General features: G+C 33.9%; 15 protein-coding genes. 4 read left to right on the top strand and 11 right to left on the bottom strand.

The window, feature by feature from the left end; genetic code table 11:
• Window positions 1-113: 113 nt before the first annotated feature.
• Entirely contained in the window at window positions 114-1,697 is a 1,584-nt protein-coding gene (locus tag IM532_RS10220; RefSeq protein WP_194183358.1) for a peptide MFS transporter, read from the bottom strand.
• 27 nt (window positions 1,698-1,724) lie between these two features.
• Window positions 1,725-3,887: a S9 family peptidase gene (locus tag IM532_RS10215; protein WP_194183357.1), complete on the bottom strand. Its 2,163-nt coding sequence runs from the start codon at window positions 3,885-3,887 to the stop codon at window positions 1,725-1,727.
• Between the two features lie 180 nt (window positions 3,888-4,067).
• Between IM532_RS10215 and IM532_RS10210 the strand changes: the two genes are divergently transcribed.
• The 4 genes from IM532_RS10210 to IM532_RS10195 are packed head-to-tail and all read left to right on the top strand — an operon-like array spanning window position 4,068 to window position 6,666.
• Window positions 4,068-5,420: a hydroxymethylglutaryl-CoA reductase gene (locus IM532_RS10210; RefSeq protein ID WP_194183356.1), complete on the top strand. Its 1,353-nt coding sequence runs from the start codon at window positions 4,068-4,070 to the stop codon at window positions 5,418-5,420.
• Complete coding sequence (locus IM532_RS10205) at window positions 5,416-5,910, top strand: YkgJ family cysteine cluster protein (RefSeq protein WP_394368352.1); 495 nt, start codon at window positions 5,416-5,418, stop codon at window positions 5,908-5,910. Before IM532_RS10210 ends, IM532_RS10205 begins: the two co-directional genes overlap by 5 nt.
• A complete protein-coding gene (locus tag IM532_RS10200; RefSeq protein WP_194183354.1) occupies window positions 5,910-6,197 on the top strand; it encodes a hypothetical protein in 288 nt (95 codons plus the stop codon). Before IM532_RS10205 ends, IM532_RS10200 begins: the two co-directional genes overlap by 1 nt.
• 58 nt (window positions 6,198-6,255) lie before the next feature.
• Window positions 6,256-6,666: a PH domain-containing protein gene (locus IM532_RS10195; protein ID WP_194183353.1), complete on the top strand. Its 411-nt coding sequence runs from the start codon at window positions 6,256-6,258 to the stop codon at window positions 6,664-6,666.
• Between the two features lie 14 nt (window positions 6,667-6,680).
• Here IM532_RS10195 and IM532_RS10190 read toward each other — a convergent pair whose 3' ends face one another.
• The 9 genes from IM532_RS10190 to nuoL all read right to left on the bottom strand — a co-directional run bounded on the left by IM532_RS10190 (window position 6,681) and on the right by nuoL (window position 17,589).
• Window positions 6,681-7,721: a PorT family protein gene (locus IM532_RS10190; RefSeq protein ID WP_194183352.1), complete on the bottom strand. Its 1,041-nt coding sequence runs from the start codon at window positions 7,719-7,721 to the stop codon at window positions 6,681-6,683.
• A 29-nt stretch (window positions 7,722-7,750) separates the two neighbouring features.
• A complete protein-coding gene (locus IM532_RS10185) occupies window positions 7,751-8,404 on the bottom strand; it encodes a hypothetical protein (RefSeq protein ID WP_194183351.1) in 654 nt (217 codons plus the stop codon).
• Window positions 8,394-8,963, bottom strand: a complete 570-nt coding sequence (locus IM532_RS10180; RefSeq protein WP_194183350.1) for an RNA polymerase sigma factor — start codon at window positions 8,961-8,963, stop codon at window positions 8,394-8,396. Before IM532_RS10180 ends, IM532_RS10185 begins: the two co-directional genes overlap by 11 nt.
• Before the next feature lie 125 nt (window positions 8,964-9,088).
• On the bottom strand, window positions 9,089-10,123 hold the full coding sequence (locus IM532_RS10175; RefSeq protein WP_194183349.1) for an acyltransferase family protein: 1,035 nt from the start codon (window positions 10,121-10,123) through the stop codon (window positions 9,089-9,091).
• Window positions 10,124-10,900 (bottom strand): type III pantothenate kinase, encoded by a 777-nt coding sequence (locus tag IM532_RS10170; protein WP_194183348.1) that lies wholly within the window; start codon window positions 10,898-10,900, stop codon window positions 10,124-10,126. It lies immediately after the preceding gene.
• Window positions 10,900-12,756 (bottom strand): M1 family metallopeptidase, encoded by a 1,857-nt coding sequence (locus tag IM532_RS10165; protein ID WP_194183347.1) that lies wholly within the window; start codon window positions 12,754-12,756, stop codon window positions 10,900-10,902. The genes IM532_RS10170 and IM532_RS10165 overlap by 1 nt, the downstream gene beginning before the upstream one ends.
• Window positions 12,757-12,868: 112 nt before the next feature.
• On the bottom strand, window positions 12,869-14,257 hold the full coding sequence (locus tag IM532_RS10160; protein ID WP_194183346.1) for an NADH-quinone oxidoreductase subunit N: 1,389 nt from the start codon (window positions 14,255-14,257) through the stop codon (window positions 12,869-12,871).
• A 20-nt stretch (window positions 14,258-14,277) separates the two neighbouring features.
• Window positions 14,278-15,690: a complex I subunit 4 family protein gene (locus IM532_RS10155; protein ID WP_194183345.1), complete on the bottom strand. Its 1,413-nt coding sequence runs from the start codon at window positions 15,688-15,690 to the stop codon at window positions 14,278-14,280.
• A 6-nt stretch (window positions 15,691-15,696) separates the two neighbouring features.
• Window positions 15,697-17,589, bottom strand: a complete 1,893-nt coding sequence (nuoL, locus tag IM532_RS10150; RefSeq protein ID WP_194183344.1) for an NADH-quinone oxidoreductase subunit L — start codon at window positions 17,587-17,589, stop codon at window positions 15,697-15,699.
• Window positions 17,590-17,591 lie beyond the last annotated feature (2 nt).

Below are 17,591 nucleotides of genomic sequence, written 5' to 3'. Positions count from 1 at the left end.
AAATATTCTACGCTAAAATTGTTTTAACATAATCTTAGCAATCAACGAAAATAAAAAAAACCTCCGATAAAGCAGAGGTTTTTTTTATTTATTAAATCTTTTTTACTTAATCATTAATTTATTCCGTGCATCATTCGTTTTAATATTGGATTTAATCCCATTAAAATTAATGCAGTCACAGCAGGAATAATTGCAAAAATCATAAAGAAATAAGACATTGAATGTGTTTCTACAATCTCATCAATATAAGATCCTAAGAACCCTCCTATAAAATTGGCAATGGCAGAAGCACAGAACCAGAATCCGAATAATAATCCGATAAATTTCTTTGGTGATAATTTAGAAACGTATGATAATCCTACTGGCGATAAGCATAATTCCCCTGTTGTATGGAAGAAATAAGCAATAATTAACCATACCATACTTACTGTTGCTGTCTTAGCACCTTGAGGAATTTCCATTGCTCCATAAGCTAATGCTGCAAATCCAATTCCTACTAAGAGTAAACCTAGCGCAAATTTCACAGGACCTGATGGGTTCCATATTTTTTCCCAAAACTTACTAAAAGAAGAGGCTAATGCAATAATAAAAAATGAATTTAATATTTGGAACCAAGATGCTGCTACTTCCGTCTCTACTGAATTAAACTCTCTAAAAATTTTCCATAAACCTAATCCCCAAATAATAACAAAAGAAATCGCAGTGAAAATAATCGTTAATGGATATTGTTTATAAATTTTCTTTGCTAATGCATATAAAACTAATGTAACTATAGCAATTGGAACAATGGTTAAAATAGTATCCACCCACTTAAAAGTTGTAGCAGCGTTTCCTTCTAAAACACGTTGCGTATAATCTTTTGCGAAAATTGACATTGATCCTCCTGCTTGCTCAAAAGCTAAAAAGAAAACGATACTTGCAATCATTAATACAGCAATTACAATTAAACGATCTCTAGAAACATTAGCTGGAATTTCTTCTTCTACTTCTTCATTATTTGCAATCTTTTTATCATGAAATGCTTGGACATCTTTTGGAGACTCTCCTACAATTCCGAAAATCTTTTCACCGAAATAAAATTGTAACATACCAAAAAACATAAAAATACCTGCTAATCCAAATCCATAATGCCACCCTACTTTTTCACCAATATATCCACACAATAACATTCCTAAGAATGCACCAGCGTTAATTCCCATATAGAAAATTGTATATCCTGCATCTTTCTTTGCACTTGTATCTGGATATAAATTTCCTACCATCGAAGAAATATTTGGTTTAAACATTCCATTTCCTAAAATCATTAAACCTAATCCTAAATAAAAAAACCAAGGAGCTATCCCTTCGAATGCCATTGATAAATGACCCAAAGTCATAATAAACGCACCAATTAAAATGGCTCTTTTATATCCTGTTAATTTATCTGCGATGATTCCACCTAATAATGGTGTTAAATAAACTAATCCCGTATAAGTCCCATATAATTTCATTGCTTCTGAATTGGTCCATTCCCATCCACCAGACGCAATTGTACTGATTAAAAATAATGTTAGTAAAGCGCGCATGCCGTAATAACTGAAACGCTCCCACATTTCTGTAAAGAATAATACAAACAATCCTGCAGGATGTCCATTTACCATTTTGTCGTCCATCCCCAGACTATGGAGATGGTTAACTAAACTTTTGTCTTGACTCATATTTTGTGTTTTTGTTTTGTTTTGAATTTATAAATTATTCTTTAAAAAATTAGTCATTTGACGGTACAGATGAACTCTTGTATTTCCACCATAAATTCCATGATCTTTATCCGTGTAATATAGCATTTGGAAATCTTTATTGGCTTGGATTAAGGCTTCTGATAATTCAAATGCATTTTGTGGGTGTACATTATCATCTGCCGTTCCGTGCACTAACAAGAAACTTCCTTTATTGAATTTATCCACGTGGTTAATCGGGGAATTGTCATCATACCCAGAAGCATTTTCTTGTGGCGTACGCATGAAACGTTCCGTGTAAACTGTATCGTAAAAACGCCAGTTTGTAACCGGTGCAACTGCAATCGCCGCTTTGAATACATCGTTGCCTTTGAATAAAACATTCGACGACATATAACCTCCAAACGACCATCCCCAAATTCCGATTCGGCTTGCATCCACATAAGGTAATTTACCGATTTCAACAGCTGCTGCAATTTGATCTTCTACCTCATATTTCCCCAATTGCATGTACGTTACTTTTTTGAAGGCTTCACCCTTGTATCCTGTTCCACGTCCATCCACACAAAATACCAAGTATCCTTCTTGTGCTAACAATTGATGCCAATAATCATTGGTTGATTGCCATGTGTTATTTACATTTTGAGAACCTGGCCCTGAATATTGATACATTAAAACAGGATATTTTTTGTTTGGATCAAAATCTTTAGGTTTTATCACATAGGCATTTAACTCATTTCCTGCCGGAGTTTTAACCGTAAATAATTCTTTCGTTCCGATATTATCTGCTTGTACGCGTTGCTTCACATGATCATTATTCATAATGATTCCTAAATCTTTCGCCGTTTTCGTTTCAACTAAACTAATTGTTCGTGGTGTTTCGATATTAGAAAATGTGTTGATGAAATATGTAAAGTTCTTAGAGAACGCAGCATTATTTGTTCCCGCTAATTTTGTTAATTGTGTTGTTTTCTTTCCGTCTAACGAAATACCGAAAATCTGACGCTCCGTCGAAACTCGTTTTCCATTATTTGCTGTCGATTGGTAATAAATCGTTTTGTTTGCAGAATTATATCCGTAATAACGCGTCACTTCCCAATCTCCTTTTGTAATCTGACGGATTAACTTTCCATTGTCAGCATAATGGTAAATGTGGTTATTTCCATCACGCTCCGATGTCCATAAGAATGAATTATCTGCTAAAAATTCTAACGTAAAATTATCCGTTTCAATCCACGCTTTGTTTGTCTCAGTAAATAGCTTGTTTACTTTTTTGGTATTGATATCATAAAACGAAACATCTACATTGTTGTGGTGACGGTTTGAAGTAACAACAGTTAATAAATTCGATTTCTTGGAGAATTTAATTTGAGGAATGTAATAATTCTGTACTGATCCTAAATCAACTTTATCCGTTGTGTTCGATTTCACGTTGTACACGTGTAACGACACGTCCGAATTATCTTCACCCGCTTTTGGATATTTGAATTTTAATTCTTGAGGGTATAAATTGTTGTAGTAAATCGGAATATTAATTTCTTTTACTTTCGATTCATCAAAACGAACAAAAGCTAAAGCTGTTCCATCTGCATTCCAATCGAAATGACGAACAAATCCAAATTCTTCTTCGTACACCCAATCACAAATCCCGTTGATGATTTCATTTTTCTTTCCATCTTTTGTGATTTGAGTAACTTGATTCGATTTTAAATCTTGAACATATAAATTGTTCTCGTAAGCAAATGCGACTTTAGAAGCATCTGGTGAGAATAAAGGTTCTTGAATCGATTTTCCATCAAAAACTTTCACTTTAGATTTTGTTTGTGTATCGTACACTTCATACGTCGCAGTAAATGAGTGTCGGAAAATACTCTCTGCATTATTTTGTAATAAAACATAGCGTTCATCCGAAGAAAAATCATACCCTTGGAATTTTCCAGGAACTAAAACAACGTCTTTATCGATGGATTTGTTCAATGTCGATTGATACGTTTTCTTCATTAAACCTTGTTCCGTTAAAACGGTATAATTTTCTCCATCATTCATCGAGTTCACACCACGCAAACCACGTTCGCTGTACTTTCCTCCATAAATATTTTCTAAAGTAATTTTCTGTGCATAAGTATACATACTTACCGTACAAACCAGAAAACTTAATAAAGTCTTTTTCATAATCTTATCCTAAAACATGTGTATAAACAATCAAATATAACAAAATAGTTATTCTATAGGTCCGCACAACTACTCTTTTATACAAACAATGTTAAATAATTAGGCATTTCAAGAAGATTTTTTCAACTTTATAATACAAAGCTTCTTAATTTTGTAACAATTAAAATTTTAATCTCCAATATGACACATCAACCCGTACAAGGATTTTCGAAATTATCGAAAGAAGGAAAAATTGAATGGTTAGTGAATGAATACCTAAATGGTGATGAAAAAGCTATCCAAACTTTAAAACAATATTGGAACGACGATGCAGATTTACAGAAACTGCATGACGAATTCTCTGAAAATACAATTTCTAATTTTTATATGCCTTTTGGTTTAGCGCCAAACTTTTTAATCAACGACGAATTATACACAATTCCGATGGCGGTTGAAGAATCGTCTGTAGTTGCAGCTGCTTCTAAAGCGGCTAAGTTTTGGTTAGACCGTGGTGGATTTAAAACGACAGTTCTTTCAACAACGAAATTAGGTCACGTTCATTTCATGTACGAAGGAGATGTTGAAAAATTAAGAACAACGTTTGAAAACACAATCAAAGCAAAATTAATCGAGGAAACGAATGATATCACCAAAAATATGCGTGCGCGTAATGGTGGTATTTTAGACCTTGAATTAATTGATAAATCGGCTGAATTAGAAAACTACTTCCAAATAAAAGGTTCTTTTGAAACGGTGGATTCAATGGGAGCAAATTTCATTAATTCTTGTTTAGAGCAATTTGCAAAAACATTGAAAAATGAAGTCGAATCAGATGATACATTTACAATAGAAGAAAAAGAATCGGTACAAATCGTAATGTGTATTTTATCGAATTACACGCCCGATTGTATTGTACGCGCAGAAGTTTCTTGTCCTGTGGAACAATTGGCGGAAGGAAATGTTACTGCTGAAGAATTCGTAGAAAAATTCTCTCGTGCTGTTCGTATCGCCGAAATTGAACCTTATCGTGCAACAACACACAACAAAGGAATCATGAATGGAATTGATGCTGTGGTTATCGCTACAGGAAATGATTTCCGTGCAGTTGAAGCTTGTGCACACACTTATGCTGCTAAAGATGGTCAATATTCTTCGTTAACACATTGCGAAGTAAAAGACGGAATTTTCCGTTTTTGGATTGATTTACCAACCGCTTTAGGAACTATTGGTGGATTAACTTCATTACACCCTATAGTAAAATTAGCATTAGGAATATTAGGTAAACCTTCGGCTGGCGAATTAATGGGATTTGTCGCAGTGGCAGGATTAGCACAAAATTTTGGAGCATTACGTTCGTTAGTGACAACTGGAATTCAGAAAGGTCATATGAAAATGCACTTGATGAATATCTTGAATCAATTAGAAGCAACAGAAGAAGAAAAGAAATACTTTGTTAACTTCTTTAAAGATAAAACGGTTACTCATCATACCGTGATTGAAGAGTTCGGAAAATTAAGAGGCATCAAAGCTGAACAAGAAATTAAAAAAGATTAGGTTGAATTTAGAAGAATATTTCAAAAAAGCTCGCGAAAAACAGAAAGAACACAAAGCGTTTCTAGCGAAGCTAAAGAAAAAACCACCTAAAAATTTAGATCAACAAATGGAGGAAATTCACGAAGAAGTTTTCGATCGTATCGATTGCTTATCGTGTGCCAATTGTTGCAAAACCACTGGACCTCTATTTACCAATAAAGATATAGAACGATTGGCGCACGTGTTTCGTTTGAAACCAAGTCAATTTATCGAGAAATATTTGCGCATTGATGAAGATAACGATTATGTCCTGCAACAAACCCCTTGTCCATTTTTAGACTCGGACAATTATTGTTTGGTGTATGAAGATCGACCAAAAGCTTGCCGCGAATATCCACATACGGATCGTAAGAAGTTTTATCAAATTAATGATTTAACGATTAAAAACACGTTGATTTGTCCTGCTACTTATGAAGTGGTTGAGCAAATGCAAAAAGAAATAAAATTGTAATGATAGTTACTTATACTTTAATCGCATTCATTTGTTTATTGATTCCTACGTTACATCAATTAATTTTTGGTTTTAAGCCAAAGGATCGCGCTGGAATTAATAAAATTGGAATGAGAAGTGCCACAATGCAAATGGCCGCTGCTGCAATAGCATATGCAATCTTCTCGAAAATAGAAGGTTCAAACCCTAAACTTGCCATAGAAGCTGGAATGTTATTTTTAGTTTCTGTAGGATTAGTGGTGATTATTCAACATTTAATTTTAACCTTGAAACAAGGAAAATTATAAAATAGAAAAGCTATCGAAATTCGATAGCTTTTTTTATTTTTATAACAATTAATGCATTATGATCACTAAATATTCATCTAAAATTGGAATTGAGATTATTCTTATAGCTTATCTCCCATTTATCTCTTTATTTTATTTTGTCTATAGCGAATTTAATCTCATCGGAACAATCGTCATTGTTGTGTTATTCGTTTTCATAACTTACTTACTATTATCCACAGTATATACCATAAATAACAATTCAAAAAAATTAGTGGTTAAATCTGGTTACTTTTATAGGAAAATTGACATTGAACATATCAAAACAATTAAAAAATCTAAAAGTTGGATCAGCAGTCCAGCCCTATCAATCGATCGAATTGAAATCTCGTATAATAAATATGATTCTGTCCTAATCTCTCCTAAAAATCGAGAACAATTTATCCAAGAATTATCAGCTATCAATCCAAATATAATCGTAGAAATATAAAAAAATTATTTTCTTTAGAATCCAAAGTTAATTCCGACTTGGAACATTTTACGATCATCAAACGTGTTTTTATCAAAATAGTTCGAGAATTCTTGACGCGCATAGATATTCACCGAATTAATCTTGAATGTTAATTGCGCTCCATAGATGAATGGATTCAAGTTATAATCTTTCTTATCTCTGAAACTTACATCATCTCCTTTCACAATGTTATTGTTCGCCAATTTCACACCTCCATAGACATTCGCGGTAATTGCAATATCTTTTTCTTTGTAGTACGTAAAATCTTCTACTGTAACTGTTTTTCCAAATGTATACTGTAAGCCCAATGGAACTATTAAATATGAACCTCTCAATTTACTTTTATCCAATTGTGTCTCATTGTGCATTAACCCTGTGTTTCCGTCAGCATCTCTCACAAATCGATAATCGTCATCCAAACGAATTGTACGCCAAGAAAAGACCATTCCAGACTTCAACGACCAAGGACTTTCGCGATTAAACTGTTTTGTATAAGAAAGACCTAACTCAAAGTTATTTGCAAACCCTAAACGGCTGTCCAATTCCTCGTTTTGTTTTTGAGAAAATCCCATAAATCCATATCCTATATATCCTGTGATGTTATGCGTCGCACGATGCTTCTTTTCTAATTCTGATTTTGTAGGAACAGCGTCAGCATCATTTCCATTCAAAATGGCAAAAGCAACTTGTTTTTTGATCAATTCGTCTAAATCAAAATTAACCGCTTGAATTCTTTCGTTGATCAAATCTGAGGATTGAATGGCTAAGGACTCTTTCTTTTCGTCCGCTTCTGTTTTCGAAAGTTTACCATCTGCTAAATCATTCTCTACTTTTTGGATTTCGGCATCTAATTTTGCTTTTTCTTCATTTACAATTTCACGAATCTGAAGCTGAAATTCGTCCATTTTCTCACGAACTTTAGGACTAACTTTATCTTGATTTCCACCTTTATTAAAATCGATGGCAATATTTTGAGCAAAAGTCGGTGTAGCGAAAAGACACAGCATTCCTGCTACGATAATTCTCTTTATCATATTTAGTATTTTTTTAAAGAAGTGAGTGGTTATTTATTTAAGTCTATCACTGCAACGCGGGTTTTCTCTTTCTGTGTTTCTTTTAATGCTTCTTTGTTTTCAATGGAATAAAGTAACATGCTTGGATCGACGTAATTTCCTTTATTCTTTTTCATTTTTACCGTATCCAAGTTAGTCGCTATTTGTTGTGGAGTTGGTTTTAATCCACTTGCTAAAGCTGGTTTTTGTATCGATTGTTGCTGAGGCTGTTCTGTTATTTTTGATTCTGAATTTAGATTAGAAACCATTTGTTCTTTTTCTACCTCCATAGTTTGAGGCGATGTAGTTGGGTTAGATTTTGATTCTACCATTTCTGTATTATCAATCTCCTCTATCTGATTTAAGATTTCCGTTGCTGAATGTTCTTGAGGCGAAGTTTCAGATGAATTTTTGATTTCTGGAACGGTACTTTCATTCACAATTTGCGGAACATTCGTTTCATTATTCATTGAAAAATAAACCGTCGTACAAACCGCTAATCCAATAACAGCAGCTGCAATTGCCCACCATTTTTTAGAAGATTTTTCAATCACGACCGCTGGCGCTTGATTCTCCATTCGGGCTTGAATACGATCCCAGGCATCGTGCGATGGCTCGACCTCTTTTTGGTTAATTTCTGATTGTATATATTGTTTAAATTTCATTTTGAACTCTTTTTTTAGTTAGGATGATTTCTTTTAGTTTGGCTTTGGCTCTAAATAATTGCGTTTTACTCGAAGACACCGAAATATTCAACGCTTCAGCAATTTCTTGATGCGAATAATCTTCGAGGATATGAAGATTAAAAACCAAGCGATAAGCTTCTGGTAAGTCTTGTAACACTTCTTCGACATTGAATGTGAATTCTAATTCGTCCAATTCATCATCAATATCATCGTAAGAAGAAATTCGAGCATCGTCCACATAAATCAATGTTTTATTCGATCGCAAAAACGTTAAACACTCATTCACCATAATTCGGCGAATCCATCCTTCAAAACTCCCTTTATTTTCAAATTTCACTACATGATTAAATACTTTACAAAATCCATTGATCATACAATCTTCAGCATAATGCGCATCGGCAATGTAGCTGCGACAAACCGCCAACATTTTCTTGGCACATTGATCGTACAATTCGCGTTGTGCTTTTTGATCCGCTTTCTTAAGCCGTTCGACCAAAAGCTCTTCTGCAGATTTTTTAGAATTTATAAATAGTTTCACGTGTGTTAATTTTAAAGGCTTTATAGAATAGACTCTAACTTTTTAAAAAGGTTACAATAAAATTTGAAATTTTATTAAAAATATTGATTTCCAATAAAAAAAGCCACTCAATCGAGTGGCTTTTTTTATTTTAATTTTAGAAAGTAGCTTTCAAAATATTTATAAGACATTGCGGAAATTCCTATTGTAGTTATAACTACAGTACTATAAAATAGAATAATCTGTAAATAATTATCTTGAATATTTATCTTTAGAAATATAAATCCTACGATTTGAAAAACAATTGCATGATACATATAAATCCCATACGAAATTGACCCTAGATATTCTAATACCTTCGAATTTAAAACAGGAATTGGTTTTTGAGATAGATAATATATAGTTATAGAAAAATTAAACATATAAATAATGTGTAAGCAAAAATCATTAAAATTTTCTTGAAAAATATTAGTAAAGAAAATTAATAGAAACACAAAATAGTTTAATAATTCTATAAGTTTGGATCCATATATATTCTGAAATTTTAAATCAAAATAACTCAATAATCCTCCCATAGAGAAGAAGTAAAAATACATTCTAAATTTCACGATAAAAGGTAAAATACTTAATTGAAAGAGCAAAAAATATAGAAGTGTAAACCCAATTAAAAAAGGAATAATATATTTTCTATGAATAAAGAAAAAACATGGCGCAATAAATATGTAAAATTGTTCCTCAATACCTATTGACCATAATACTTCTAAAATGCCCCCTGGTTTGTAATCTGCTAATACATTTGGAAAAAAGAAAATACCTTGAAAAATACCCTTTACGAGATTATAATTTCTTTCAAATTCAAATCCAAAAAACTGAACGATATAATTGTAATATATAAGTCCAAAAATTAAAACCAAATAATACAACGGAAAAATTCTTAGAGCTCTTTTTTTATAAAATCTCCCGAGATGTATTGTCCCAGTTTTTTGTTTCTCTTTAATAAGATTTCTAATAATTAAAAATCCACTTAATGTAAAAAATACATAAACCGCTTCTGGGCCTTTGAAAAATATAGGTAGTTGATTATAATATGGAAATCCTCTATTCATTGCAAATTCTGGCAAATGAAATAATAGCACGAAAAGGGCCAGAAAGAATCGTAATGACGTTAAATTAGGTAGCATTTAGCATTTATTATAAGAATCCTTATTCAAATCATACAATAATTTCAATCCTTTGATTGTGTGTAAACGATCATCAAACTGAATTTTATCTGTCAATGGTTTATAAATTCCCCCTAAACCTCCGGTAGAAATTACCGTACATTCAGCGCCTAATTCGTTGTTGATGCGATCAATCATTCCTTCGATCATTGAAAGGTAACCGAATACCATTCCCGATTGCATACACGTTACGGTATCGCGACCTAAAACAGTTGCTGGCGCTTTCAATTCGATTTCTGGTAATTGAGCTGTTTCACCTACCAAAGAATTTAAAGCCGTATTAATTCCAGGCGCAATAATTACTCCTGTGACTTCACCAACCTCATCAATCGCTAAAAACGTTAAAGCCGTTCCGAAATCAATCACAATTTTCTTGCCTTCGTATCCCAAATGATGAGCCGCTACTGCGTTCGCATATAAATCTGTTCCCATCTGTTTCGAATACTGAATGATTCCTCCAGGCGTATCGCGATCGACAATCATTGGTTTGAAACCGTGAATCTTTTTCAAGGCGATTTTCACATTCATTGTTAAAGGTGGCACAACCGAACCAATCACAATATCTGTAATATCCTCTTTATTGATTCCGAAAGGTTTGTACATATTACTGAATTTCGCGAAAAACTCGTATTCTGTACGTGCGGGTTTCGAATTAATCGTCCACGTAATGACTTCCGAATCGTTTTTAAAAACGGCAAAACGAATATTCGAATTGCCGATATTAACTGCTAATAACATTAGTTTTTGTATACGTTGTTTGTGTAATCTACATCAGCTAAACGCTTTGTAGGATCAATAACAATTGTTTTTACCGCTTTAGAAGTTTTTACTTCGTAAACAGGATTTGTCCAGAAAGCATCTGTTAAAACTGTACGTTTAACGCCTTGGTATTCAACTAAGTTCTCTGCTGGTTTTTCTCCACGCATTTCACGTAATGGAATGTAAAATAACTCTTTAGTTCCGTCTGTGTATTCTACTAAAACATCTAAAGGCATTGCAAAATCTGACTTGTTTACGACTTGGAAAGCATTTCCTTGTACATTTTCAACTGCATAATCAATTTTACGTGTTGTATTTAAGAATAAGTTGAAAAACCATTTTAAATTAACTCCTGAAACTTCTTCTGCTACACGTTTGAAATCATTCGCTGTAGGATGTTTAAATTTCCATTGGTTATAAAATTCTAAGAAAGTCTTTTCTAAGTTTTGTTTCCCAATAATATAATCTAATTGAATTGCTAATACTTGACCTTTTGAATAAGCTTCTACAGAATAGGCATAGTTCGTATTATAGTAATCTGCTAATAAACTTGCAGGTTCTTCTTTTCCTGATAAAGCTAAATTAATATAAGATTTTGTAGCCGATAAATTAGGGTTTGAAGGAATAACTTCTTTCTTTTGTAATACTTGTAAATTAGCAAAATTCTCTACGTAAGAAGTAAATCCTTCATCAAACCATTCATCAACTGTTTCATTAATTCCAAATAAATGTTGGTACCAAGAGTGTGCAGCTTCGTGAAAAATTACGCCTACTAACGACTCTAAATTTCTCTCTCCAGTAACTAATGTAGCCGTTCCGTATTCCATACCACCGTCACCACCTTGCACTACTGTGTAAGTTGGCCAAGGATAAGCTCCGAATTTCTTTGCCGAATAATCAAAGAATTCTGTTGTATAAGGCATTGCTTCTTTCCAAACTTTCGTTGTTTTTTCTCCTGGCTTATACACTAAATACACTTTTACTCCACCTTTTGATGTTGCTTCATCAACAACGAAATCTTTATCTGCTGCCCAAGCAAAATCGTGAATGTTTGTTGCTTTAAAGTTCCAAGATGCTTTCCCGTTCTTCTCAACAACTTTCGCATTTGCATCGTAGCCTTTCACTTCTTTTGGATTTAGTAAAACTCCAGATGATCCAATTACATAATCTTTTCCTATATTAATTGTTACATCAAAGTTTCCAAAAGGTGCGATAAATTCACGACCAACATATTCATCTAAATGCCATCCGAAATCGTCAAATTGAGCCATTTTTGGATACCATTGTGTCATTGAGTACGCAACTCCTTCTTTTGAATTACGTCCTGAACGACGAATTTGATCTGGAACTTGTGCTTCCCAAACCATATCAAATGTTGTTGATTTTCCTGGTTTAACTGGAGTTGCTAATGTTACTTCTAAGATTGTACCGTCCACTTTGTAAGAAGTTGCCTTACCGTTTTGTGTTAACGATTTAATCTTTTGATAACCCATATTATCTGGACCTAAAGTCGCAATACGTGATTGCATTTTAGGATTTTCTTTTGTTCCAATGTTAGAAACCATACGACGATCCGGATCTGCAATATTTGCTAAACGATAATCCATCATCGATTGTGGTTGGAAGGCATTGAAGTATAAATGGAAATACACTTTGTTCAAACTTTGACCTGAATTGTTTGTGTACTTTAACTTCATTTTACCATCGTATTGATATAAATCGTCTTTTACATCAATCGTCATTTTGTAATCCACTTTTTGTTGCCAATATCCTTTGCGCTGTGCGAACACAAATTGCACTAAGAATAAACACAGAATTAGTGTAAATTTTCTCATGTTATTTTTTTATAAACTTTAGTATTTCAAACTTACAAAAAAAGCCCGGTATCCTCTTTCGATTCTACCGAGCTTTTTCACTTTATGGGTGAGAATTTAGTTGTTTTCTATTTTACCACATTGGCGTTGCTAAAAATGAGGGTAAGATTCCTGGGAAAATTCCCATCACAATCAATATCACGATTCCAACCACTAATAAAGCAGTTGTTAACCCATCTTGCGTTTTAATATTTGAATGACCTTCTTTAAAGTACATATGGATAATCACTTTAAAATAGTAATACATCGATAAAACTGCCATTACCAAAGCAATTACGATAATCACTAAGTTTTCAGCATTTGCTCCACCAATACTTAATGCCATAAATTTCGCAATGAAACCTCCCGTTAATGGAATTCCGGCTAGCGAAATTAAGGCTACTGAAGTTGCAGCAGCTAAGAAAGGATTGGCTTTTCCTAATCCAATTAAATCTTCGTATTTCTCTGCTTTTGTTTGTTGAATCGTATAGAAAATAATGAAGTTCGCTACCGAATAAACAATGGTATAGAAGAATAACGCTTCTTTAGAAACTGAATTGACTTGGAATAAAACGAACAACATAAAACCAGCTTGAGCGATTGACGAATACGCCATCATTTTCTTTACTGATTTTTGCGTTACCGCTCCAAAGTTTCCTAACACTAACGTCAAGACGATAATGGCACCTAATAAAACTCTTAAGTAGCCACTATATTCAGCATCTGCTGGGAAATGTTGCATCACTAAGATAAATCCTAAGAATGAACCTCCTTTCACAATTGTCGACATATACGAGGTGAAAACCGTTGGCGTACCTGCATAGACATCTGGCGTCCACATATGGAAAGGTGCAGCTCCTACTTTAAAACAGAACGAGAAGATAATCAAAATCCATCCTAAATAATAAATCATTTCAAAGTTTTGATCAAACTTGTCGATGTTATCCACTAAGAATGTTCCCGTCGCTCCGTATAAGAATGTGATTCCTAATAATAAGATTCCTGTTGAGAATGCTCCCATCAAGAAATATTTTACTGAAGCTTCTGTACTTTTTAAACTTTCTTTGTTTGTTCCCGCAATGATGTACATCGGAATCGACATTAATTCAATCCCTAAGAACATTAAAACCAAATTATTGAATTGCCCTAAAACAGCAACTCCTGTGAAAGAGAAGAAAATCAGTGCAAAATATTCGCCGACGTGATTTCCAACTTTTCCAAATTGGTCTTTATTGATTAATAAATAGAACACTGCCAACGCAGCTAATCCTATGATAAATGATACTCCGTAAAGCGACTCTCCAATCATATTTGGGAATCTACCATCCAACATCTTGCATCCATTCAATTCGAATACTCCACCAATAATGATTGCGATAAACATTAAAGCTGAAATAAAAGTTAACGCACGACTGTTTTTGATGTAGAAACCACTAAACATTAAAATGATTCCTGAAAGTGCTGAGATTATAATCGTATTCATACTGTTTAATTCAAAAATGTTTAACGTGCGATGATTTCAAAGATTGGCGTTGGATAAACTCCTAAGAAAATCACGATGATAGCTACAACAGCTAAAACCACGATTACTCCAGACGTATCTTTTGTACGGTCGTTCAAGTCGATATTTGTTACTTCACCGAACATGATTGCTCCTGCTAATCGAAGCGTATAAACTGCTGAAAGGATAACTCCTAAACATGCAAGTACCGCTAAGATTGGTTGATAACTGAATAACGAATTCAACATCATAAATTCACCAATAAACGAACTTGTTAACGGTAAAGCTACATTCGCTAAACCAAAAATCATCAACAAAATCGCTAATGTTGGATTCGCTGTTGCTAAACCTTTGATCGAATTGATATCTTTTACATTGTACTGACGCTCTAACACATCTACAATTAACCAAAGTCCTAAAACCACTAAACCGTGAGAGAACATTTGGAAGTAAGCGCCTTGTGTTCCGATTTCATTTTGTGTAAATAAAGCCACAAAAATCAACGCTAAGTGTGCAATCGAACTGTAGGCGATAATCTTCTTGATGTTCTTTGAACTTAAAGCGATTAAAGACGCATACACTAATCCAAAAATTGCTACATATAAGAAGTAGTTAAACAACTCAGAAATCGAAGGAAATAATCCTAAAAACCAATGTACCACTGCAAATAATCCCATTTTTGCCATTAACGCACTTAAAACAACTGTCACCGGAGTTGGCGAAGTTTTGTACGCTGTTGGTTGCCACGTGTGGAATGGAAAAATTGGAATTTTAATCACAAAAGCAATCAAGAATAATAACGCTAAGAATGTATTCGTTGAGAAATATGGCGTTGTTACTTGTTGTACATCTGTAATTAAAAATGAAACTGGTTTCAAGTTAAATCCGATATAGATGATTCCCGCTAACATAAACATTGAACCTAAAACCGTGTAAAGGAAAAATGTCATATTCGCTTTAATCTTATCTGCACCTTTCCCCCAAATTCCGATTAAGAAATAGATTGGAATCAAGACGATTTCCCAGAAGAAATAGAATAAGATTAAATCGTTTGCTAAGAATACACCATTCAATCCAGCTAATGCGATTAATAATAATCCGTAAAAACTGTTTGAATATTTTTGATCTGATGAACCAATGTAAATGAATAAAGCCGCGTAAACTAGATTTGATAATAACAACATCAGACCACCTAAACCTGTTCCGTCTAAGGCGATGTATGTTTTTACATTATTAAACGAAAACCAATCAGCTTGGTACGCCATTTCTTTTCCGTTACAAGACAAATAAAAGAATAAAGCCACCAATGCACCGCTCACTAATGCTCCTAACCACTTTTGTGGTTTTTGTCCATTCATAAGGAGCATAAAAACACCTACGATGAATGGGAATATGATAAATAAAGGTAAAAGCATTTCTGTCTATTTTATAAAATAATCAATGAAAAATATTCCGATACCTAATGTTACACCAACGATAATCATCAAGATATAGAAACCTACATTTCCGTTTTGTAGCGCACGAACACGTTGCGAAGCACGAGCTGAAAAAGTTCCAACTCCACCTACTAAAGCAACTAAACCTGCTTTCTCTACATATTTCTTTAAAACATCACCGATTTCAGTGATCGGCTTTACAATTGCGCCATCGTATACCTCATCGATATACCATTTGTTCGCAAAGAATTTCGCCAAACCTGTCGCTTCACCTTCCTCAACATTGCTGCTGAATTTTTTCACGGCAAATAAAATTGCTGCGATAACACATACAAATAATGCAATCATCATGATCCATTCTGTTGAATGTGCTACATGATGCGCTTCCCCAACATTTACCACTCCACTTAAGAAGGTTTGTAATTTGTGTCCGTCTTGCATAAACAATGCTGGAATTCCTATGTAACCTGCAAACACAGATAAAACTGCTAAGATGATTAATGGAATTGTCATTGGAGCTGGACTTTCGTGTGGATGAGCATCTTTGTTTCTTAACTCACCTAAGAATGTCATTGCATATAAACGGAACATATAGAAAGCTGTCATTACCGAAACGATAAATCCTAAACCGTAAATCAAAGGGTTAGAAATAAACATTCCTAATAACATTTCGTCCTTTGAGAAGAATCCTGATAAACCTGGAATACCTGCAATCGCTAAACATCCAATTAACATCGTAATGTGAGTGATTGGCATGTATTTTTTCAGTCCACCCATCTTCGTCATATCTTGTTCATGATGCATTCCGTGAATTACAGAACCTGCACCTAAGAATAATAATGCTTTGAAGAAAGCGTGTGTCATTACGTGGAAAACGGCTGCGATATAAGCACCAGAACCAATTGCTGCGAACATTAAACCTAACTGAGAAACTGTTGAATAAGCCAACACTTTCTTGATGTCGTTTTGTTGCATCGCAATTGAAGCTGTGATTAAAGCAGTTGCCATTCCGACATACTGAATGATTTCTAATGTCAATGGTGCTAATGCAAATAACTCATTGCAACGTGTAATCATAAAGATACCTGCTGTAACCATCGTTGCCGCGTGAATTAACGCAGAAACTGGTGTTGGTCCAGCCATCGCATCTGGTAACCATGTGAATAATGGTAACTGTGCTGATTTTCCTGTTGCTGCTAAGAACAATAATAAGGTAATTCCTACGATTGTTCCTGAAGCAATGGCTTTAGAATTTTCGCCTAATTGCGCAAAAACAACTTCGTATTCTAACGTTCCGAATTGGTTAAAAATCCAAAACATCGCTAATAAGAAACCAACATCACCAATACGGTTCATAATGAAGGCTTTCTTCGCTGCTTTTACATAATCTGGATTTGTGTACCAAAATCCAATCAATAAGAATGAACATAAACCTACACCTTCCCATCCGATAAACATAATGAAGAAGTTGTTCCCCATTACTAATAACAACATAAAGAAGATGAACAAGTTTAAGTAAGCAAAGAATTTCCCGAATCCTTTGTCTTCACTCATATACGCTGTACTGTAAAGGTGGATTAAAAATCCAACTCCAGTAATAATCAATAAGAATAAACTTGTTAATGCATCAATCTGAAAAGCAAATGGCACTTTGATTGTTGGTAAGTTGATGATATCAAAATACTTTACAATAATTGGTGCTGCATCTGCTCCAGAAGGAACGTTCATAAAAACAACAACAGACAAGATAAAACTTGTTAAAACTGCTGCGCTTCCTATAAATCCAACTAAGGCGTTAGATAAAACTTTTCGTCCTAAACCGTTAATTAAAAATCCAATGAATGGAATTAACGGGATTAACCATAAATAACTTTCCATTC

Origin of the sequence: Faecalibacter rhinopitheci (assembly GCF_015234135.1) — a bacterium.
GTDB lineage: Bacteria > Bacteroidota > Bacteroidia > Flavobacteriales > Weeksellaceae > Empedobacter > Empedobacter rhinopitheci.
The sequence above is the reverse complement of the archived record's forward strand: the minus strand, read 5'-3'. Positions and strand labels throughout refer to the sequence as shown.